Origin of the sequence: Citrobacter sp. Cpo069, from assembly GCF_030332785.1 — a bacterium.
GTDB lineage: Bacteria > Pseudomonadota > Gammaproteobacteria > Enterobacterales > Enterobacteriaceae > Citrobacter > Citrobacter portucalensis.
On sequence record NZ_JAOWHD010000063.1, the window covers coordinates 523,044 to 543,250 of the forward strand.

The window sequence follows — 20,207 nt, forward strand, 5'->3', positions numbered from 1 at the left end:
ATAAATGTCATTGATCAGTATGCATGGTGCATGGCTGTCGTTCAGCGATGCGCCGCTTCTTGATAATGCAGAACTGCATATCGAGGATAACGAACGCGTCTGTCTGGTTGGCCGTAACGGCGCAGGTAAATCGACGCTGATGAAGATCCTGAACCGTGAGCAGGGGCTTGACGACGGGCGTATCATTTATGAGCAGGATCTGGTTGTGGCGCGTCTGCAACAGGATCCACCGCGAAATGTTGAAGGCAGCGTGTATGATTTCGTTGCCGAGGGTATCGAAGAACAGGCCGAGTATCTCAAACGTTATCACGATATTTCGCGTCTGGTGATGACTGATCCGAGCGACAGAAATCTGAATGAGATGGCGCGGGTTCAGGAAATGCTCGATCATCACAATCTGTGGCAGCTCGAAAGCCGTATTAATGAAGTGCTGGAGCAGTTGGGGCTGGATCCAAACGCCGCACTTTCTTCGCTTTCAGGCGGTTGGCTGCGTAAAGCGGCGCTGGGCCGCGCGTTAGTGAGCAATCCGCGTGTACTGCTGCTGGATGAACCAACAAACCACCTGGATATTGAAACCATCGACTGGCTGGAAGGATTCCTGAAATCCTTCAATGGGACAATCATCTTCATTTCCCATGACCGTTCATTTATACGCAATATGGCGACGCGTATCGTCGACCTCGATCGTGGCAAGCTGGTGACTTATCCGGGGAATTACGATCAGTATCTGCTGGAAAAAGAAGAAGCGCTGCGCGTAGAAGAGTTACAAAATGCAGAGTTTGACCGCAAGCTGGCGCAGGAAGAGGTCTGGATCCGTCAGGGGATCAAAGCGCGCCGTACCCGTAATGAAGGCCGCGTGCGCGCACTGAAAGCCATGCGTCGCGAGCGTGGCGAACGTCGCGAAGTGATGGGCACGGCGAAGATGCAGGTCGAAGAGGCGAGCCGTTCAGGCAAGATTGTTTTCGAAATGGAGAACGTGGATTACCAGGTTGATGGAAAGCAGCTGGTAAAAGATTTCTCCGCACAGGTACAACGTAGCGACAAAATTGCGCTAATCGGACCGAACGGCTGCGGCAAAACAACGCTGCTGAAGCTGATGTTAGGCCAGCTTCAGGCTGACAGTGGACGCATTCACGTCGGCACCAAGCTGGAAGTGGCCTATTTCGATCAGCACCGCGCCGAACTGGATCCCGATAAAACCGTGATGGACAACCTGGCTGAAGGTAAGCAAGAGGTGATGGTTAACGGTAAACCTCGCCATGTGCTGGGTTATTTGCAGGACTTCCTGTTCCATCCGAAACGCGCGATGACGCCAGTGCGAGCGCTCTCTGGTGGGGAACGAAATCGCCTGCTGTTGGCGCGTCTTTTTCTGAAACCCAGCAATCTTTTGATTCTCGATGAACCAACGAACGATCTTGACGTCGAAACGCTGGAACTGCTTGAAGAACTAATTGATAGCTATCAGGGGACTGTACTGCTGGTAAGCCACGACCGTCAGTTTGTGGATAATACTGTAACTGAATGCTGGATCTTCGAAGGCGGCGGTAAAATTGGTCGTTATGTCGGTGGTTATCATGACGCGCGCAGCCAGCAATCTCAGTATGTGGCGTTTAAACAACCGGTCGCGAAAAAAACAGAGGAAGCTGTTGCTCCTAAAGCAGAAATTGTCAAACGTGGCACGAGCAAACTAAGCTATAAACTGCAGCGCGAACTGGAGCAGCTCCCCGCTCAGCTTGAAGAACTGGAAGCTAAACTGGAAAGGCTACAAGCGCAGGTTGCTGACGCCGCTTTTTTCAGTCAGCCACATGAGCAAACACAGCAGGTATTAGCTAATCTGAACGAAGCGGAACAAGAACTTGAGCAAGCCTTTGAGCGCTGGGAGTATCTTGAGTCTTTGAAGAACGGCGCATAATTTAAAGGAGCACATATGTGCGAACATCACCATGCCGCGAAGCATATTTTGTGCTCGCAGTGTGACATGCTGGTGGCGTTACCTCGCCTTGAGCATGGTCAAAAAGCGGCATGTCCACGATGTGGCACTACGTTAACGGTTGAGTGGGACGCGCCGCGGCAGCGTCCTACCGCCTATGTATTAGCAGCATTATTCATGCTGCTTCTGTCAAACCTCTTCCCCTTTGTGAATATGAACGTCGCAGGGGTGAGCAGCGAAGTGACGTTGCTGGAGATCCCCAGCGTTCTCTTTTCTGAAGACTACGCCAGTCTCGGCACCTTCTTTTTATTATTCGTGCAGTTGGTCCCCGCGTTTTGCCTGCTGACTATCTTGCTGCTGGTGAATCGGGTGCAGATGCCCGCCAGACTTAAGGCGGGTCTTGCACGCGTCCTGTTCCAGTTAAAAAGCTGGGGGATGGCGGAAATCTTCCTCGCTGGCGTGCTGGTCAGCTTTGTTAAGCTTATGGCTTACGGCGATATTGGCGTGGGCAGCAGCTTTATTCCGTGGTGCTTCTTTTGCGTTTTGCAACTGCGCGCATTCCAGTGCGTTGACCGTCGCTGGCTGTGGGATGATATTGCGCCAATGCCAGTGATTAAGCAGGAGTTAAAACCAGGCGTGCCCGGCATTCGACAGGGACTGCGTTCCTGCTCTTGCTGCACCGCGATTCTTCCCGCTGATGAACGGGTGTGTCCGCGCTGCCAGACGAAAGGCTATGTGCGGCGTAAAAACAGTCTGCAATGGACGTTGGCATTACTGTTCACGTCGATCATGCTTTATCTTCCTGCCAATATTTTGCCGATTATGATTACCGATCTGCTCGGGTCAAAGCTGCCATCAACGATACTTGAGGGGGTGGTTTTAATCTGGAGCGAAGGCTCTTATCCGGTGGCTGCGGTTATTTTTATCGCCAGTATTATGGTGCCGACGTTGAAAATGATCGCCATTGCCTGGCTATGTTGGGATGCCAAAGGGCACGGCAAACGCGACAGCGAACGTATGCACCTGATTTATGAAGTTGTGGAATTTGTCGGTCGCTGGTCAATGATCGACGTCTTTGTGATTGCGGTACTCTCTGCGCTGGTACGCATGGGAGGGTTAATGAACATTTATCCTGCAATGGGTGCTTTGATGTTTGCTTTAGTCGTCATTATGACAATGTTTTCTGCGATGACATTTGATCCGCGTCTGTCGTGGGACCGTGAACCAGAACCAGGCCATGAGGAGTCCTGACAGCATGGAATCTAAAAGTGGGGAAGCCAAAGTGCAAAAGGTAAAAAACTGGTCGCCCGTGTGGATATTCCCTATCGTCACTGCACTCATTGGCGCGTGGGTACTGTTTTATCACTACAGTCATCAGGGGCCACAGGTCACGCTGATTACCACCAATGCTGAAGGTATTGAAGGGGGCAAAACGACGATTAAGAGCCGCAGCGTGGATGTCGGTATCGTCGAGAGCGCAACCCTGACTGATGATTTGACCCATGTGGAGATTAAAGCGCGTCTTAACTCCGGAATGGAAAAGCTGCTGCATAAAGATTCTGTCTTTTGGGTGGTGAAGCCGCAGGTTGGACGTGAAGGTATCAGTGGGCTCGGCACGTTATTGTCCGGGGCTTATATTGAACTGCAGCCCGGCAATAAAGGCAGTAAGCTGGAAAATTACCAACTGCTGGATTCACCGCCGCTGGCTCCGCCAGATGCAAAAGGGATCCGTGTGATTCTGGACAGTAAAAAAGCCGGTCAGTTGAGCCCAGGCGATCCGGTGCTTTTCCGCGGCTATCGTGTGGGCTCGGTTGAAACCAGCACGTTTGATGCGCAAAAGCGTACGATCAGCTATCAGCTTTTCATCAATGCGCCTAACGATCGTCTGGTGACCAGCAATGTACGTTTCTGGAAAGACAGCGGGATCGCCGTAGATCTTACCTCAGCAGGTATGCGCGTAGAAATGGGATCGCTCTCCACGCTGTTTGGCGGTGGTGTAAGTTTTGATGTGCCCGAAGGACTGGAACAAGGTCAACCGGTTGAGCAGCAGGCCTCATTTAACCTCTATGACGATCAAAAAAGTATTCAGGATTCCCTGTATACCGATCATATTGATTACCTGATGTTCTTTAAAGATTCGATTCGTGGCCTACAGCCTGGTGCACCGCTGGAATTCCGTGGCATCCGCTTGGGTACGGTGAGTAAAGTACCTTTCTTCTCACCGAATATGCGTCAGGTATTTAACAATGATTACCGTATTCCGGTGCTGGTGCGTATTGAACCAGAACGTCTGAAGGCACAGCTGGGAGAAGATACCGATGTTGGCGCTCATTTGGAGCAACTGCTTAAACGCGGATTACGAGGATCGCTCAAAACCGGGAACCTGGTGACCGGCGCGCTGTATGTCGATCTCGACTTCTACCCGAAAGAGCCGCCGATTACCGGTGTACGCGAATTCAATGGTTATCAAATTATTCCGACCGTGAGCGGTGGTCTGGCGCAGATCCAACAGCGTCTGATGGAAGCGTTGGATAAGATTAACAATCTGCCGCTGAACCCGATGATTGAGCAGGCAACCAATACGCTGTCGGAAAGCCAGCGCACAATGAAACATCTGCAAACCACGCTGGATAACATGAACAAGATCACGTCCAGCCAGTCGATGCAGGATCTGCCGGCGGATATGCAGAACACGCTACGTGAACTGAATCGTAGTATGCAGGGCTTCCAGCCTGGTTCCGCGGCCTACAACAAGATGGTGGCGGATATGCAGCGTCTTGATCAGGTACTGCGTGAACTGCAACCGGTACTGAAAACGTTGAACGATAAGAGTAATGCGCTGGTATTTGAAGCGAAGGACAAAAAAGATCCAGAGCCGAAGAGGGCGAAACAATGAAAAAATGGCTAGTGGTGATGATGGCGGTCTGGCTGACGTCATGTAGCTCCAGCGGAGAAAATAAAAGCTATTACCAGCTCCCTATCGCACAAGGCGGTGTGCAGAGCTCCGCCAATCAGGGAAACCGTCTGCTGTGGGTTGAACAGATTGCGGTACCTGATTATCTGGCCGGTAATGGGGTGGTTTACCAGACCAGCGATGTGCAATATGTGATAGCCAATAATAATCTCTGGGCCAGCCCATTAGATCAGCAATTGCGCAATACACTGGTTGCGAACCTCAGTATGCAGTTGCCTGGCTGGGTTGTCGCTTCACAACCGCTGGGAAGCACTCAGGATACGCTGAACGTGACCGTAACTGGCTTCCACGGTCGGTACGATGGTAAGGTTATTGTGAGCGGTGAATGGTTGCTGAATCATCAGGGACAACTGATCAAACGCCCGTTCCACGTCGAAGCTGTACAGACGAAAGACGGCTACGATGAGATGGTGAAGGTTCTAGCCAATACCTGGAGTCAGGAAGCGACGGCTATTGCTCAAGAGCTGAAACGCATCCCTTAAGCTTAAATAATTGTAAATTATGCCGCCCCTGGTTCATTGCCCGGGGCGGTTTTTTTTATTTTTTTAGCCGTGAAGATAGCTGTTCTGACTGACTATTTTTGTACAAATGATTTAGAGGCTAGCTCACAAATATGACACTGGCGTGAATTTTGCGCATTGACGAGCCTGATGTTTAGGGGTATTCGTTTAGTGTGATTGCACACTTAGTAATCACTGTTTTCTTTTCCACCAGACCCAAAAATGAGGGAAACGAGGCATGAAGAGACAAAAACGAGATCGCCTGGAACGGGCACATCAACGTGGATATCAGGCCGGCATTGCCGGACGCTCAAAAGAAATGTGTCCCTATCAGACGCTGAATCAGAGGTCATACTGGCTGGGAGGCTGGCGAGAAGCCATGGGGGATAGGGTTTTAATGGCCTGATTCTGTCTCTTTAGATAAAAGAAACCTCCGCAGAGCGGAGGTTTCGCCTTTTTGCACACCAGATAAAACGGGGAAACGTTAATGTCTGGCTGCTTCGCAGTTCTGGATTAGAACGCGGAAGTGTCCTGGAACAGACCCACTTTCAGATCGTTTGCAGTGTAGATCAGACGACCATCAACCAGCACTTCACCATCTGCCAGGCCCATGATCAGGCGACGGTTAACGATGCGTTTGAAGTGAATGCGGTAAGTGACTTTCTTCGCGGTCGGCAGAACCTGGCCGGTGAATTTAACTTCGCCTACGCCCAGCGCACGGCCTTTACCTTCGCCGCCCAGCCAGCCGAGATAGAATCCAACCAGTTGCCACATGGCGTCGAGACCCAGGCAGCCCGGCATCACCGGATCGCCGATAAAGTGACAACCGAAGAACCACAGGTCCGGGTTGATATCCAGTTCAGCTTCAACATAACCTTTGTCAAAGTTGCCACCGGTTTCGGTCATCTTGATGACACGGTCCATCATCAGCATGCTTGGTGCTGGCAGTTGTGGCCCTTTAGCGCCAAACAGCTCACCGCGACCAGAGGCAAGAAGGTCTTCTTTCGTATAGGATTCGCGTTTATCTACCATGTTCTCTGTAAGCCTTATTTTATTGAAGCACGCAGGATAGCTAACACGTGTACGCTGAACAAGTCCGATCAGTTCGGAATAATCCAGTTCAGCCAACGTAGCGGCCATGGAAAACGGTGACGACCTTCCTGTTGCGTTGCCGTGGCAATACGCTCCTGAATGGTTTGCATCAGCGTTGTCTGGCCTTCGCCATCCCACACCAGATTTAACAACAGTGGCAGCGCATCAGTCACGTCGTCCACCGCCCAGATAGTGAATTTTTCTTCTTCTATGGCCTGTAGCAGCGCAGGCTGCAGGCTGAGGTGTCTGACGTTAGCCGAAGGAATGATAACGCCCTGTGTGCCTGTCAGCTCGCGCTGCTGGCAGATGGCGAAGAAACCTTCAATTTTCTCATTCAGACCACCGACAGGTTGCGCCCGACCAAACTGATCGACAGAACCGGTAATAGCGATACTTTGATTAACAGGTACGTCGGCGAGGGCGCTAATCAATGCGCACAGTTCTGCCATGGACGCGCTGTCACCGTCCACCTCACTGTAAGATTGCTCAAAGGTCAGCGAGGCAGAGAAGGGGATCTGTTGCTCCAGCTGGAGTTCCGACATCAGGAACGCCTGCATAATCATCATACCCTTGGCATGAATATTTCCGCCAAGCTCGGCTTTGCGCTCAATATCCGTAAACTCGCCGTCGCCAATATGCACGACGCAACTGATACGAGAAGGCTCGCCAAATGCGCGTGGGTGGCCTGGAAACTCAATCACCGACAAGGCGTTGATCTGGCCAATACGCTCGCCTTCTGTCTCGATAAGGATTTGCTCTTGCAGAATTTCATCCTGCATGCGTTCAGCCAGGAATCCCTCACGCCATTCGCGCTGAGCCAGCATCAGGCTGAACTGCTCAGCGTTGCAGGTTTCGCCCTCGCATAACGGTGCCACCTCTTTGAACTGTCGGGTGATCCACAGCGGGTTAAGCGGCAATGTATCCTGTTCACCGGTATAGCGAACGGCTTCACGGATCAGAACCTGCCAGGCATCGGGAGCGGGGTAAGGCAAATTATTGCGCATGGCAGTATGCGTGACCCATTGACACCACTGCGTCATGGTTTCGGCATCCACAATCTGCAGATTATCTTCAAACTCGCTGTAAATGGCCTGCTCAGCCAATTCTGGTTCCATGTCCTGGAAATCCGCCAGCGATTCACGCTCACCCACCAAAATCACTTTCAGTTTAAGCGGCATAGGCGGAACGGAGACAGGCAGCGGGCGAGACTCATCAAAAGCCACCCAATCAAAACGCTCGTGGCTGACAATGGCTTTCAGGCGCATCCATAACAGCGGTTGGGCCAACAGCGTGCGCAATGAGATAACCAGCACACCTCCATTGGCCTGATGTACCAGACCTGGCTGTAGCGTGATTTCACCATTGAACTGACGTAGACAGCCGAACAGTTGTTCGGCTTCGGCCCAGTCAGCGCTGACCACCTGCGTTAACGTCGCAAAATTGTCTTCCGTTTTCTCAGCTGTACGATAACGAATAGTGTGACCGGAGATGTCGTAATGACCGCCAGTCAGGCTTCCTGCATCCGTGTGCAAGGGACGTGCAGCCTTTGCAATAAGGTTGAGATACTCAAGCTCTTCCGGTGCTTTTACCAACATGAACGAGGATGTTGTCCAGTGCTGAAGAAGCTGCTCTAGCGCGAATTGTAAACGTGGCTGAGTATCACTAAGTAAGGTGTCGGTGTCGTCAGTGACGTGCGGCTGTGCAAATACTTCCTGATAACTGTCGGTATCAGGAACCAGATCACGCCATGCAAGTTTCGTAATGGTCAAAGTTGATGTTTTTTAGTCTGTTGTAAAAAACGAGATTATACCGTAACCCTCACCACTAAACACCTGGAAAGCACCGCGAAACGGTTGTGATGACGCGCGACAGTTCACAGGCTGGATATTCTTTTCTTCAGATGCCGAAAAAGCTGATATTCTGATAAGAGTTACACGGTAACATTGAGATCGCAATGAAATATCAACAACTTGAAAACCTTGAAAGCGGCTGGAAATGGAAGTATCTGGTGAAGAAGCATCGTGAGGGGGAATTAATCACCCGTTACGTCGAGGCCAGCGCTGCCAAAGAAGCCGTTGATTTATTGCTAACCCTCGAAAATGAACCGGTTCGGGTCAATAGCTGGATTGAAGAACACATGAATCCTGCGCTGCTTAATCGTATGAAACAAACCATACGTGCCAGGCGCAAGCGGCACTTTAATGCTGAGCATCAGCATACCCGGAAGAAATCCATCGATCTGGAATTTATGGTCTGGCAGCGTCTGGCAGGTCTTGCGCAGCGGCGCGGAAAAACGCTTTCTGAAACTATTGTGCAGCTGATTGAAGACGCAGAGCATAAAGAGAAGTACGCGAACAAAATGTCGACATTGAAACAGGATTTACAGGCGTTGCTGGGGAAAGAGTAGCGGTCGGCTGGTTGAATGCGTGGCTTACTTTGGATGAAAACAGATGAAAAAAAACCCCGCTATGCGGGGTTTTTTATAAGACGATAACTTAAGCCTGAGGCTGAGTTACAACGTCTTTGATGCCTTTAACTTCGATCTCAACACGACGATCCGGAGCCAGGCAGTCGATCAGTGCAGCGCGAGCTTTCACGTTGTCACAGGTGTTGCCAGTAACTGGGTTGGATTCACCCATACCACGTGCAGAGATTTTGTCAGAAGGAATACCTTTAGAGATCAGGTAATCAACAACGGACTGAGCACGTTTCTCGGACAGACCCTGGTTGTAAGCGTCAGAACCGATGCGGTCAGTGAAGCCCAGAACCACTACGGAACCGTCTTTCGGATCCAGGTTGCTCAGCTGGCTGTACATCTGGTCCAGAGCCTGCTGGCCTTCTGGTTTCAGAGTTGCTTTGTTGAAGTTGAACAGAACGTCAGACTTCAGAGTGAAGTGCTTGGTCTGTACTTCTGGAGCCGGAGCCGGAGCAACAACTACTGGAGCTGCTTCTTCCTGCTGACCGAAACGGTAAGAAACACCAACGCTCAACAGGCCGTTATCCGGACGACCGCCAACGGTGTTCGCGTCACCGATGTTGTTGGTCCACTGGTATTCCAGACGGGTAGCGATTTCAGGAGTAATTGCATACTCTACGCCACCAGCGAATACTGGGGATACACCAGTGTCGTGGTCTTTGAAGCCATCGTTGTTTTTAGCGTCTGCACGCCAAACCATACCACCCAGACGGGTATAAACGTCCAGATCGTCAGTGATTGGGTAACCCAGTTTAGCGGTCAGTTGAACGCCCTGAGCTTTGAAAGCGCCATTCTGCTCGCTGCCTTTGTATGGCATACGGCCTAACCAGTCGTAACCCATTTCGAAACCAACGTACGGGTTAACCTGATAACCACCGAACGCACCGGCACCCAGTTGGCTTTCGTGGGTCGGACCGTTGTTGTCGATACGGTTGTTGCCAATATCATGGAACTGAGACCAGCCCAGTTTAGCACCAGTATACCAGGTGTTATCTTTCGGAGCGGCCTGCGCCACGGTAGCGAAACCAGCCAGTGCCACTGCAATTGCGATAGCTGTCTTTTTCATTTTTTGCGCCTCGTTATCATCCAAAATTCGCCATGAATATCTCCGAAGAGAGATAACACGGTTAAATCCTTCACCCGGGGACCAGTTCAATAGTTACTCTACCGATATCTGCGGCTTACGCCGAGCACCCCTGGCGATGTAAAGTCTACAACGTAGTTGAAAACTTACAAGTGTGAAGTCCGTCAGGCATATGAAAAAAAAAGGCTTGTATACACAATATTTAACATTTATAGCTGAATAAATGTACTGAGGATATCCTGAAAACCGCTTCAGACAAGCGTTCAGACGAAAAACACATTACAGCTCAAAGACAAATTGAGAGATGAAAAAAAATTCCAGGATAAATCCTAATTTTACTCAATGATACAAATTCGAGTGAATTTTTAGCCCGGAATGCTGTCTGCCCGCAAGTGTCTGGGCGCGAACCGGACGCATGATAAAACCCATCGCATTACCTTCATCAGCCGCTTTGACCAGTTCGGCATGTTCATCTTCCGTTAATTCTTCCGCCAGCCAGCCAATGACAACACTGTAATTACCCGTGCGTAGCGCACGAATCATCGATTCCAGCGTATTGCAGGGGGATAGCTGACTAATTTGCATGACTTTCGTCAATGGAAGTCCAGCTGACTGCACCCACTCCCGACTTAATTTTTGCTGAGGCGTCAGCCACAGCTGCCAGCGTGATTGTTGCCCTAACTGTTGCAGCAGGGGAAGCAGCAGCAGTTGTGTCATCATGGGCTGGTCCTCGCGATAGACAACTTCACTGATAAGCCCAGCGGTTGCGTTCTCTGATGAAACGCGCGCAATGTTGCTTGATGTGGAAGAGAACGACGATGAACGATTTGCATAGCCTGAAGTGTACATAATCAATCCAGCCCTGTGAGTTACTGTATGGATATACAGTAACCCTGCAATCAACAAAGATCAACCTTATTTTCGGAAACAGGTTCGCAATTTTTAGTCGTTGTCACGGGAAAAATAAAATTCATCTTGCCCCATACGCATAAGTTGCCTATTTTCGTCATTAACGGATCCGCTACTGAAAATCATTTGCTTACGTTATGATTTAAAAAGGATTTTTATGAAAGAGCTTTCTTATGCAAGGATCTATAAATCGCAGGAATATCTGGCTTCTCTGGGGACAATTCACTATCGCTCACTGTTTGGTGGCTACAGTCTGACGGTTGGCGATACGGTCTTTGCCATGGTCGCTAATGGTGAGCTGTATCTTCGCGCCTGTGAGCAGAGCGCCCAGTATTGTGTACAAAATTCTCCTGTCTGGCTGACATTTATTAAGCGCGGACGTCCTCTTGTACTTAATTATTACCAGGTGAACGATGCCCTGTGGCAAAACCAGCAGCAGTTGGTGTCGCTATCGCGATATTCGTTGGATGCAGCGGTTAAGGAAAAACAGAGTCGCTTTGCCCAGCATCGTCTGCGGGAATTGCCGAATATGACGTTTCATCTGGAGACTCTGTTGAATGAAGCTGGAATTAAAGATGAGGGGACCATGCGATCGTTGGGAGCACAAATGTGCTGGCTGAAACTTCGGCAAAATAACCCGGCTCTGACGGTAAAAGTACTCTATGCCCTTGAAGGCGCGGTAGGGGGGATACATGAAGCCGCGCTCCCGGCGACGCGTCGCCAGGAGCTGGTTGAGTGGGTAAGTTCTCTTACGCCGGAGCCGGGGTATTAGACGGCAGCACGTCAATTTGCTGCTGTAATCGCCGGATCTCTGGGAGCAGGGCGATCAATAGCCCAACTTGCTGAACGACCAGCGGCTCTTTACTGTCCGGGCGTGGTTCCAGGTGCTGAATTCGCTGCTTCAGCCCTTCTAACGCCTGATATACACGCTGCTCGTCAGCGGGTTGATGGTGAAGGGCATCATCAACATAGCAAACAGCGTCATCCAGCAATGCCAAAACGTCTGGATTGGTCAGCTGTTCGCGATGTGCGCCCAGCGCAGAAATATAGCTGGTAAACGTATGGTTGAGACACAGTAAACGGAACGCCGTTTCGCGGGTTTGGGCCGTGACATCCGGCTCGCTTGACATGTTTGATACCACGGAGGCGAGTTCAGCATCACGATTATGCGCATCACGGCGAGCGATACGGTAGGCCAGACGATTATCACGGCCCTGATGATATTGCTCGAGAATAGCATCAAGGTAGCGGCAGTTAGCGTCAGTCGCCCGTTCAATTACCCGTGGTAGGTTACGAAAACGCCAGTCTGGCCAGATGAAACTGACAGCAGCCCAGGCGATAGCACAGCCAATTAGCGTATCGATGACACGCGGCAGTGCAACCTCAAAGCCTTCGCCGAGCAGGTTAAAGCACAGTAACACCAGCAGCGTGATAAACATGGTGGCGTGTGCATACTGGACGTTGCGAAAGGCAAAAAACAGTACACCAGTGATCACCAGGAGTATCAGCTGCCCTTCGAGAGAGGGTACAAACCACAGGATCGGTAAACCAATGGCAATCCCAACCAACGTGCCGATAATCCTGAGCGCCAGGCGATGTCGGGTGGCGTTGTAGTTTGGCTGACAGACAAACAGGCTGGTCAGCAAGATCCAGTATCCGTGATTCATGCCGGTTATCTGGATAATGGCGTAACCAACACAGAGCACTAACGACATGCGAACGGCATGGCGAAACAGAGCAGACTCAGGGGTGAAATTACGGCTCAGACGTAACCAGATATCACTGAATCCATGGGGACTGTCATCGGCAAGCTGATTTTCAGTCTCATTGCGCGAGAGTACCTGAGCCTGTTCAGACTCTATGGTAGCAAGCTGCGCGTCGATTGCCCGTAGGTTTGACAGTAAAAAACCCAGCGTATTGAGCAGGTCGGCAGGTTCACCACTGGCACGCATGCGCTCAAGTGCGGCATCTATATGGGTGAAGGCGCGCTCAAAGTGCGGATCGTGCTGGTAAGGCGTGCGCAATAAAATACAGCGAGATAATTGTGAACAGGCTTGCCCTTGCATCGACATCAACCGCTGGAAACGGAACATCACATCGCTGTGACGGAAATGATCGCGTAGCGTTTGATACTGAATATGTGAAGAGCTTGCGCGTTCATGAATATCCTGCGCCACAAAATAGTAATGTAGCGTGCGACGTGTTCCCCGTTGTCCACGGTCACCGCGCAGGCGGGTCAGCAGCGACACTTTAGTCTGATTCAGCGTTGCCATCAGTTGGCCATTCGCGAGAGCTAAATCATACAACGGTGCCTGGCTTTCATCTTCTATGTCGGGGTCAAAAAGACGCGATTTCAGTTCCAGGTAGTGCGCTAACTGTTCGTAGCTGCGTGCCAGATTGTCCTGTAAGGGGCGGATGGGGAACAGAAGATGTCCGGTGAGCGTCAGCAGGTTATACCAGATAGCGCCAGCGAGCAGCAGGATGGGTTGTTGATACCACTGATCGTAAAGCGAGGTGCCCAGCATCGTGTAAATGGCGATCAGCAATGCACCAAAAGCAATAGTTGCATAGCGCTGGCCTAATCCCCCCAGCAGAATAAAGCCGCTGGTGGAAAGCGTTAAACCAATAGCAAACAGCCATGGCCATGGGAAGAGCAGTTCAACGGAGGCTGAGGCAATAAAAAAGCACACCAGTGTGATGATTAAATTGCGCAATCGGCCCGCGAGACGATCGTCCAGATCGGTAAGTGCGGCAGCGACCATACCCAGCGTGAGTGGGATAGTCAGCTTGACGTCATCCAGCCACCAGGGTAGCGCCGTTGTGCCGCATAGCGCGATAAAAATCCGCACGTAGTACAGCCATGTGCTGTTCCAGGTATAGCGTTTGAGCAGAGGACTTAACATAAAGGCCATCGGTCCTGATTATTCAAAACGACGACGTGCATTGGCTTCACGCGCTGCACGGGCAACTTCTACTGAAACCACCCGGCGACCCACCGGCCAGAGCGCAATGGCAGCGATTTTAAAGTTTGCAATGCCAACCGGAATACCAATAATCGTAATGCACTGAGCAATACCAGAGATAATGTGCATCAGGCACAACCACCAGCCGAAGAAAATCAGCCAGAAAATATTGAGCACGGTGCCGCCGGTATTTAACAGGACGCTTTTACCGGCCGGATTCAGTTCATCGACATGAATCGCTTCGTTACCATAGGGAAACAGCGAAAGTCGGGTTATCTCCCAGCATGAACGGGTCAAGGGTAAAGTAAAAATAAGCACGACACTGACCAGCGTTGCCAGCAACCAGGCCAGGGTGGTGGCGAACCCCCCAAGCACAAAATTTAAAATATTCAGAACAGTACGCATAAACCCTCGGTTAACTCTGGTTTTCTGTGAATTCGGCAATTGTAACGTTTTTTTGGGCTGGAGCACGTTTTCTCTGGCGGTTACACTGATAAGCAAACCTCTTCGTGTGGATCCGCTTGAGTCTTATGGAACTGAAAGCAACTTCTCTTGGAAAACGTCTGGCACAACACCCTTACGATCGGGCCGTTATTCTCAATGCCGGGATTAAAGTTTCCGGCGATCGTCACGAGTATCTTATTCCCTTCAATCAGTTACTAGCTATTCATTGCAAACGCGGCCTGGTATGGGGCGAGCTGGAGTTTGTACTCCCGGATGAGAAGGTGGTTCGTCTTCACGGTACAGAGTGGGCGGAAACCCAGCGCTTCCATCATCATTTGAATGCGCTCTGGCAACAGTGGAGCCAGGAAATGAGTGACGTTGCTGCGGGGGTTTTACAGCAGCAGTTGGATGCGATAGCGGCGCGTACTAGTGAAAGTAAATGGCTGACGCGCGAACAAACGTCAGGGCTGCAGCAGCAGATTCGCCGTGCCTATGCCGCGTTACCGCTCCCGGTTAATCGGCTGGAGGAATTTGAAAATTGCAGGGAGGCGTTACGTCAATGCCAGGCATGGTTGAAAGACATTGAAGCCTGTCGCTTACAGCACAATCAGGCGTACACCGATGCAATGCTGGAAGAGTATGCCGAGTTTTTCCAGCATATTGAATCTTTGCCGTTGAACCCTGCTCAGGCGCGCGCGGTGGTGAACGGTGAGCAATCATTGTTGGTACTTGCAGGTGCTGGAAGCGGTAAAACATCTGTGTTGGTTGCCCGGGCTGGTTGGTTGCTTGCACGAGGAGAAGCCGCACCAGAACAGATCCTGTTGCTGGCGTTTGGACGCAAAGCCGCCCAGGAGATGGATGACCGCATCCGTGAGCGTCTGCATACGGATGAGGTCACCGCACGGACGTTCCATTCACTCGCGTTGCACATTATTTCGCAAGGCAGCAAAAAAGTCCCAACGGTAAGCAAGCTTGAAAATGATGCTATCGCGCGCAACAAACTCTTTATAACAACCTGGCGTCAGCAGTGCAGTGAGAAAAAGGCTCAGGCTAAAGGCTGGCGACAATGGTTAGAAGAAGAAATGCAGTGGTCTGTACCCGAAGGTAACTTCTGGGATGACGAAAAATTACAGCGCCGTCTGGCCTCCCGGTTGGATCGCTGGGTTAGTTTGATGCGAATGCATGGCGGAGCACAGGCGGAGATGATTGCTAATGCTCCGGAGGAGATCCGTGATCTGTTCAGTAAACGCATAAAGCTAATGGCGCCGCTGCTCAAGGCCTGGAAGAGTGCCCTGAAGGATGAGAATGCCGTCGATTTCTCCGGGTTGATCCATCAGGCTATTGTCATTCTGGAGAAGGGGCGGTTTATCAGTCCGTGGAAACATATTCTGGTCGATGAATTTCAGGATATTTCCCCTCAGCGCGCCGCCCTGTTAGCCGCCTTGCGTAAGCAAAACTCGCAGACCACGCTGTTTGCCGTGGGAGATGACTGGCAGGCAATTTACCGGTTCAGCGGAGCACAGCTTTCTCTGACAACCGCATTCCAGCAAAACTTCGGCGAGGGCGATCGCTGTAATCTGGATATGACTTACCGTTTTAATAGCCGTATTGGTGAGGTAGCAAACCAGTTTATCCAGCAAAATCCCCATCAGCTCACGAAACCGCTGAACAGTCTGACGACCGGTGATAAAAAAGCCGTCACGTTGCTCGACGAAAGCCAGTTAGATCTGTTGCTGGATAAGCTGTCGGGTTTTGTGAAAGCCGAAGAGAGAATTCTGGTGCTGGCGCGATACCATCATCTCAAACCTGCCAGCCTGGACAAAGCGGCCACCCGCTGGCCCAAGCTGCAGCTGGATTTTATGACTATTCATGCCAGCAAAGGGCAGCAGGCGGATTACGTCATTGTTATGGGGCTTCATGAAGGGAATGACGGTTTCCCGGCTCCGGCTCGCGAGTCGATTATGGAGGAGGCGTTACTTCCGGCTGTTGAAGATTTTCCTGATGCAGAAGAGAGACGGTTGCTGTATGTGGCGCTAACGCGTGCTCGGCATCGGGTATGGCTACTGTTTAGCAAAGACGCGCCATCATGCTTTGTTGATGAGCTTAAGCAATTAGACGTTCCGGTGACCAGGAAACCCTGAAAAGCAGGCGGCAATTACCGCCTGCTTAGCGTTTATTTGAGGCGTTCTGCCAGATAACGGGCGTAATCCGGGATCAAGATATCCGTTGCGTCGTTGAAGTTTGGCGACTGGATAATAAAATCAGCCGTTGACACGTTGGTGGCGACGGGAATGTTCCAGACCGTGGCCAGGCGTAGCAGGGCTTTGACATCAGGATCGTGGGGAACGGCGTTGAGCGGATCCCAGAAGAAAATCAGCACATCAATTTTCCCTTCTGAAATCAGCGCACCCACCTGCTGGTCACCCCCCATTGGGCCGCTCAGCATGGCGTTGACGTCCATTCCTGTCGCGCGTTGAATTAAGTTTCCTGTTGTTCCTGTTGCATACAGAACGTGTTTTTCCAGTAATGGCTGGTGGCGTTCAACCCAGCTCATCAACATCTTTTTGCAGTGATCGTGTGCGACCAATGCAATATGTTTCTGCGCTGGCAATGTGCGAGTCGTTAATTCCATAGTACAGCTCCCAAGTTAACCTTGTTACAGAGTACTGGAAGCACTTGACGCTGCAAGAGAAAGACAAAAAAAATGCGTATACGAACATAAATGTCACGATGGGGGTTGTTTCTCCGCCCATTGTAAGAAGTTACTTCGCGTTTGTGCGTCAGCCTGTTGAAACCAATATTTTAAGCGCTGCTCGGTCAGTGTTTGCGACTGAGGCGGCACGCGATCCAGTTCAGACACCTCGGAAAGCAGCGAACTGTCATCGGCCATCATCGTGGCAAATTGCGGTAAAGACGCATGCTTAGCCGCTTTGTTATAGCGCTCTGTTTCCATTTCATAATCTACGATTTTTGCGGTGGACGTGATTGACAGAATATCCAGCTTAACCGGTATAGGCATGGAGTCCCCATCCAGCAGTTCTACGCGCGGGGCATCATCAAAATGCGTTGCATCCCGCTCGTTGTTCAGACGTGGGAGGTGGAAATTAACCTGACTGACGAGTTGGGTATCAAAGCTGATGACCAACGGAGGTGAAATATACAGACGTTCTTCGTGGCTGGACAGGCGAATGGTTTTTTCTACGCGAAACACGAGCTGGTGCCGACCATTTTCCAGCTCAATACTGTCGGCACCACGCAGTAATGAGCTGGAGACTTTTTTTCCGTCCAGTACCAGAAGGTCAATATCATTAGACAGACGTAAAGAGGTAGCAAAAACGGTTACCGGCAAACATAGGGCAATCAAGGCTGTCACAATGCCGGCTTTCATAGGTTTCTCCGTAAGCGTGCAGTGAGAACCGTATTGACGAAGTGAAGCTGGTCAGGCAGGCAGAGTAACCCGCCACGGGAGCAGAGCACCCACCCGGTTCACAGGCCAGTCGGCGATGACATCAAGTACATAATGCAGATAGCGTTCCGGATCCACGCCGTTTAATTTGCACGTCCCGATAAGACTGTACAGTGACGCACCGCGCTCACCACCATGATCCGAGCCGAAGAACAGCCAGTTTTTTCTCCCCAGACTGACCCGTCGTAGGGCGTTTTCGGCAATGTTATTATCCACCTCCACCCAGCCATCTTCTGCATAGCGGATCAGCGCCGGCCACTGGTTCAGCGCATACCCGAACGCCTTCGCCAGTTCTGAGTGCCTTGAGAGGGTTTTCTGTTTCTCCCGCAGCCACCCCTCCAGTGACGCCAGCAGCGGCAGCACTTTTTGGTGCCGGACTGCCTGCCGTTCCTCTGCTCTTTTACCTCTGATCTCCGACTCGATGGCATACAGCTCGCCGATCCGTTTCAGCGCCTCCTCCGTCAGGACTGACGGGGTACGGACGTGAACATCGTGGATTTTTCGGCGGGCATGGGCCCAGCACGCGGCTTCCTTTATATGGCCGTCGCGGTAGAGCTCGTTGAACCCGGCGTAGGCATCAGCCTGCAGTACGCCACTGAAGCCTGCAAGATGGGTCTGAGGGTGGATACCTTTTCTGTCCGGGCTGTAAGCGAACCACACTGCGGGGGCCAGCGCTGATCCGGCGTTGCGGTCGTCTCGAACGTACGTCCATAAGCGCCCGGTCTTCGTCTTCTTATTGCCCGGCAACAGCACCGGGACAGGCGTATCGTCAGCATGGAGTTTGCCGTCGGTCAGGACATAGTGCTGAAGGGCTTCATCCAGCGGTGCCAGCAGACGACAACACGCATCCACCCAGCCCGACAGTACAGAACGACTCAACACTACACCCTGGCGGGCATAGATCTCCGACTGGCGATACAGCGGTGTGTGCTCTGCATACTTTGAGGTCAGCACTCGGGCCAGCAGCCCCGGTCCGGCGATCCCCCGTTCGATGGGGCGCGAAGGAGCCGGGGCCTGAACGATGCGATCGCACCGACGGCAGGCATGCTTTTCACGGACTGTCCGGATAACCCGGAAGGCGCTGCGCATCAGCTCCAGCTGTTCGGCGGCATCCTCACCCAGGTAACTCAGCGAACCACCGCACTCCGGGCAACGCGGCTCAGTCGGCAGCAGCCGCTTCTCATCCCGTGGGAGTGACTCAGGGAACGGTTTGCGGGTGCGGGTCTGACGCAGCGGGCGCTGCACTGCCGGGTCATCCACCCGGCCGGTCAGCGTATCGCTTTCCTGCTGCAGCAGGTTCAGGTCAGCTTCCATTTGCGCGATACGGCGGGATACCTTTTCGGAACGACTGCCGAAGTTCATCCGGCGCAGCTTATCCAGTTGCGCCTGCAGATGGTCTATTTCGCGTTCCCGGTTGCTCAGCTTTTCCTGCAGGGCGTGGATCAACGCTTCCTGTTCGGCCAGGCGCTGTTTCAGCAGAAGGATGTCGTCAGAAGAGGTATCGTTCATAAGCCTGTATTTTACCAGGCTTATTCTGCGACAACCAGGATAAAGAGCGCTACAACATGGTCAGGGATGTCAGTAACCGCTTTGGCTGTCGCCAGTCGATACCTTCCATCAGCATCGCCAGTTGCGCCGGCGTCAGGAACACTTTGCCATCGCGGGCTGAGGGCCAGGCGAAGCGACCACGTTCCAGTCGCTTTGTCAGCAGGCACAGACCATCGCCGGTGGACCAGAGCAGTTTTACCTGACTGCCGCTGCGTCCCCGGAAGATGAAGACGTGGCCGGACATCGGGTCATCTTTCAGCGCGGTCTGCACCTTTGCGGCGAGGCCATTGAAGCCGTTGCGCATATCGGTGATACCGGCAACCAGCCAGATTTTTGTGCCTGCGGGAAGATTTATCATACCGGCCCCCGCATCAGTTCGCGCAGGACAGTGCTCATGAGTTCAGCAGAGGGATGAGTCAGTGTTATTTCTCCTCCCCGACATTTTATGTGGCAGGTAGCGGGAGGAGAGCAGGATGGTAGTTCGAAGGTTGGGAGAGAAGAGCCCGCCTGAAGCTGCACGGGTATCAGGGCAGGAAGCGACGATGAGTTTTTTCGGGGCCGACAGACCCGCCCTTCACGCTGCCAGAGCCTTATCCATTTAAAGAGCAGGTTATCATTGACGTCATGTTTCCGGGCCAGTGCGGCAATACTGCCTTCTTCTTCAAGAGCCAGCCTGACCAGTTCCATTTTGAATTCAGGGGAATAGTGTTTCCGGGGAAGTCTTTCTTTAGCGCGCATGAGGTGTCCACCTGCAAAATAAGTGGGTGCTTAAGTTACAGGATCCTGGATTCGGGACCAGACGGTACTCAGACGACGCTTAC

At 51.8% G+C, this 20,207-nt stretch carries 19 protein-coding genes; 8 read left to right on the forward strand and 11 right to left on the reverse strand.

The window, feature by feature from the left end; all coding sequences use genetic code 11:
- Nucleotides 1-4: 4 nt before the first annotated feature.
- From OGY08_RS25085 to rmf, 5 genes are all read left to right on the forward strand, one after another.
- Nucleotides 5-1,912, forward strand: coding sequence for an ABC transporter ATP-binding protein (locus tag OGY08_RS25085; protein WP_008784281.1), 1,908 nt, complete (start codon nucleotides 5-7; stop codon nucleotides 1,910-1,912).
- Nucleotides 1,913-1,927: 15 nt separating this feature from the next.
- Complete coding sequence (gene pqiA / locus OGY08_RS25090) at nucleotides 1,928-3,181, forward strand: membrane integrity-associated transporter subunit PqiA (RefSeq protein ID WP_032942902.1); 1,254 nt, start codon at nucleotides 1,928-1,930, stop codon at nucleotides 3,179-3,181.
- Between the two features lie 4 nt (nucleotides 3,182-3,185).
- Nucleotides 3,186-4,826: an intermembrane transport protein PqiB gene (gene pqiB / locus OGY08_RS25095; protein WP_020996511.1), complete on the forward strand. Its 1,641-nt coding sequence runs from the start codon at nucleotides 3,186-3,188 to the stop codon at nucleotides 4,824-4,826.
- Nucleotides 4,823-5,386 (forward strand): membrane integrity-associated transporter subunit PqiC, encoded by a 564-nt coding sequence (pqiC, locus tag OGY08_RS25100; protein WP_057067102.1) that lies wholly within the window; start codon nucleotides 4,823-4,825, stop codon nucleotides 5,384-5,386. Before pqiB ends, pqiC begins: the two co-directional genes overlap by 4 nt.
- A 256-nt stretch (nucleotides 5,387-5,642) precedes the next feature.
- A complete protein-coding gene (rmf, locus tag OGY08_RS25105; protein WP_003035871.1) occupies nucleotides 5,643-5,810 on the forward strand; it encodes a ribosome modulation factor in 168 nt (55 codons plus the stop codon).
- 107 nt (nucleotides 5,811-5,917) lie between these two features.
- On the opposite strand, the gene fabA is transcribed toward rmf, so the two are convergent.
- Entirely contained in the window at nucleotides 5,918-6,436 is a 519-nt protein-coding gene (gene fabA, locus OGY08_RS25110) for a bifunctional 3-hydroxydecanoyl-ACP dehydratase/trans-2-decenoyl-ACP isomerase (RefSeq protein ID WP_003035875.1), read from the reverse strand.
- Between the two features lie 68 nt (nucleotides 6,437-6,504).
- On the reverse strand, nucleotides 6,505-8,265 hold the full coding sequence (locus tag OGY08_RS25115; RefSeq protein WP_032942904.1) for an AAA family ATPase: 1,761 nt from the start codon (nucleotides 8,263-8,265) through the stop codon (nucleotides 6,505-6,507).
- 185 nt (nucleotides 8,266-8,450) lie between these two features.
- Between OGY08_RS25115 and matP the strand changes: the two genes are divergently transcribed.
- Nucleotides 8,451-8,903, forward strand: a complete 453-nt coding sequence (gene matP / locus OGY08_RS25120) for a macrodomain Ter protein MatP (protein ID WP_032942905.1) — start codon at nucleotides 8,451-8,453, stop codon at nucleotides 8,901-8,903.
- An 88-nt stretch (nucleotides 8,904-8,991) separates the two neighbouring features.
- Here matP and ompA read toward each other — a convergent pair whose 3' ends face one another.
- Both ompA and sulA read right to left on the reverse strand, forming a co-directional pair.
- Nucleotides 8,992-10,038, reverse strand: a complete 1,047-nt coding sequence (gene ompA / locus OGY08_RS25125; RefSeq protein ID WP_020996510.1) for a porin OmpA — start codon at nucleotides 10,036-10,038, stop codon at nucleotides 8,992-8,994.
- A gap of 357 nt (nucleotides 10,039-10,395) precedes the next feature.
- Nucleotides 10,396-10,905: an SOS-induced cell division inhibitor SulA gene (sulA, locus tag OGY08_RS25130; protein ID WP_008784287.1), complete on the reverse strand. Its 510-nt coding sequence runs from the start codon at nucleotides 10,903-10,905 to the stop codon at nucleotides 10,396-10,398.
- 217 nt (nucleotides 10,906-11,122) lie between these two features.
- On the opposite strand from sulA, the gene OGY08_RS25135 reads away from it, so the two are divergent.
- The gene (locus OGY08_RS25135; RefSeq protein ID WP_003831996.1) at nucleotides 11,123-11,737 is read left to right on the forward strand and encodes a TfoX/Sxy family DNA transformation protein; all 615 of its coding nucleotides are present in this window, start codon (nucleotides 11,123-11,125) and stop codon (nucleotides 11,735-11,737) included.
- Here OGY08_RS25135 and yccS read toward each other — a convergent pair.
- The gene (yccS, locus tag OGY08_RS25140) at nucleotides 11,715-13,868 is read right to left on the reverse strand and encodes a YccS family putative transporter (RefSeq protein ID WP_057067106.1); all 2,154 of its coding nucleotides are present in this window, start codon (nucleotides 13,866-13,868) and stop codon (nucleotides 11,715-11,717) included. The two genes, OGY08_RS25135 and yccS, sit on opposite strands and share 23 nt — an antisense overlap.
- Nucleotides 13,869-13,886: 18 nt before the next feature.
- Nucleotides 13,887-14,333 carry a YccF domain-containing protein gene (locus OGY08_RS25145; RefSeq protein ID WP_003831998.1) on the reverse strand — a complete coding sequence of 149 codons (447 nt, stop codon included), beginning with the start codon at nucleotides 14,331-14,333 and terminating at the stop codon, nucleotides 13,887-13,889.
- Between the two features lie 125 nt (nucleotides 14,334-14,458).
- Between OGY08_RS25145 and helD the strand changes: the two genes are divergently transcribed.
- Nucleotides 14,459-16,513, forward strand: a complete 2,055-nt coding sequence (gene helD, locus OGY08_RS25150) for a DNA helicase IV (protein WP_057067104.1) — start codon at nucleotides 14,459-14,461, stop codon at nucleotides 16,511-16,513.
- Between the two features lie 32 nt (nucleotides 16,514-16,545).
- Here helD and mgsA read toward each other — a convergent pair whose 3' ends face one another.
- The 5 genes from mgsA to tnpA all read right to left on the reverse strand — a co-directional run bounded on the left by mgsA (nucleotide 16,546) and on the right by tnpA (nucleotide 20,124).
- Complete coding sequence (mgsA, locus tag OGY08_RS25155; RefSeq protein ID WP_003035897.1) at nucleotides 16,546-17,004, reverse strand: methylglyoxal synthase; 459 nt, start codon at nucleotides 17,002-17,004, stop codon at nucleotides 16,546-16,548.
- 93 nt (nucleotides 17,005-17,097) lie between these two features.
- Nucleotides 17,098-17,760, reverse strand: a complete 663-nt coding sequence (csgI, locus tag OGY08_RS25160; protein WP_125363230.1) for a curli synthesis inhibitor — start codon at nucleotides 17,758-17,760, stop codon at nucleotides 17,098-17,100.
- A gap of 51 nt (nucleotides 17,761-17,811) precedes the next feature.
- Entirely contained in the window at nucleotides 17,812-19,347 is a 1,536-nt protein-coding gene (gene tnpC, locus OGY08_RS25165) for an IS66 family transposase (RefSeq protein WP_032430836.1), read from the reverse strand.
- A gap of 49 nt (nucleotides 19,348-19,396) precedes the next feature.
- Nucleotides 19,397-19,744 (reverse strand): IS66 family insertion sequence element accessory protein TnpB, encoded by a 348-nt coding sequence (gene tnpB, locus OGY08_RS25170; protein ID WP_000609174.1) that lies wholly within the window; start codon nucleotides 19,742-19,744, stop codon nucleotides 19,397-19,399.
- Nucleotides 19,741-20,124 carry an IS66-like element accessory protein TnpA gene (gene tnpA / locus OGY08_RS25260; protein WP_001201739.1) on the reverse strand — a complete coding sequence of 128 codons (384 nt, stop codon included), beginning with the start codon at nucleotides 20,122-20,124 and terminating at the stop codon, nucleotides 19,741-19,743. Before tnpA ends, tnpB begins: the two co-directional genes overlap by 4 nt.
- Nucleotides 20,125-20,207: the final 83 nt, after the last annotated feature.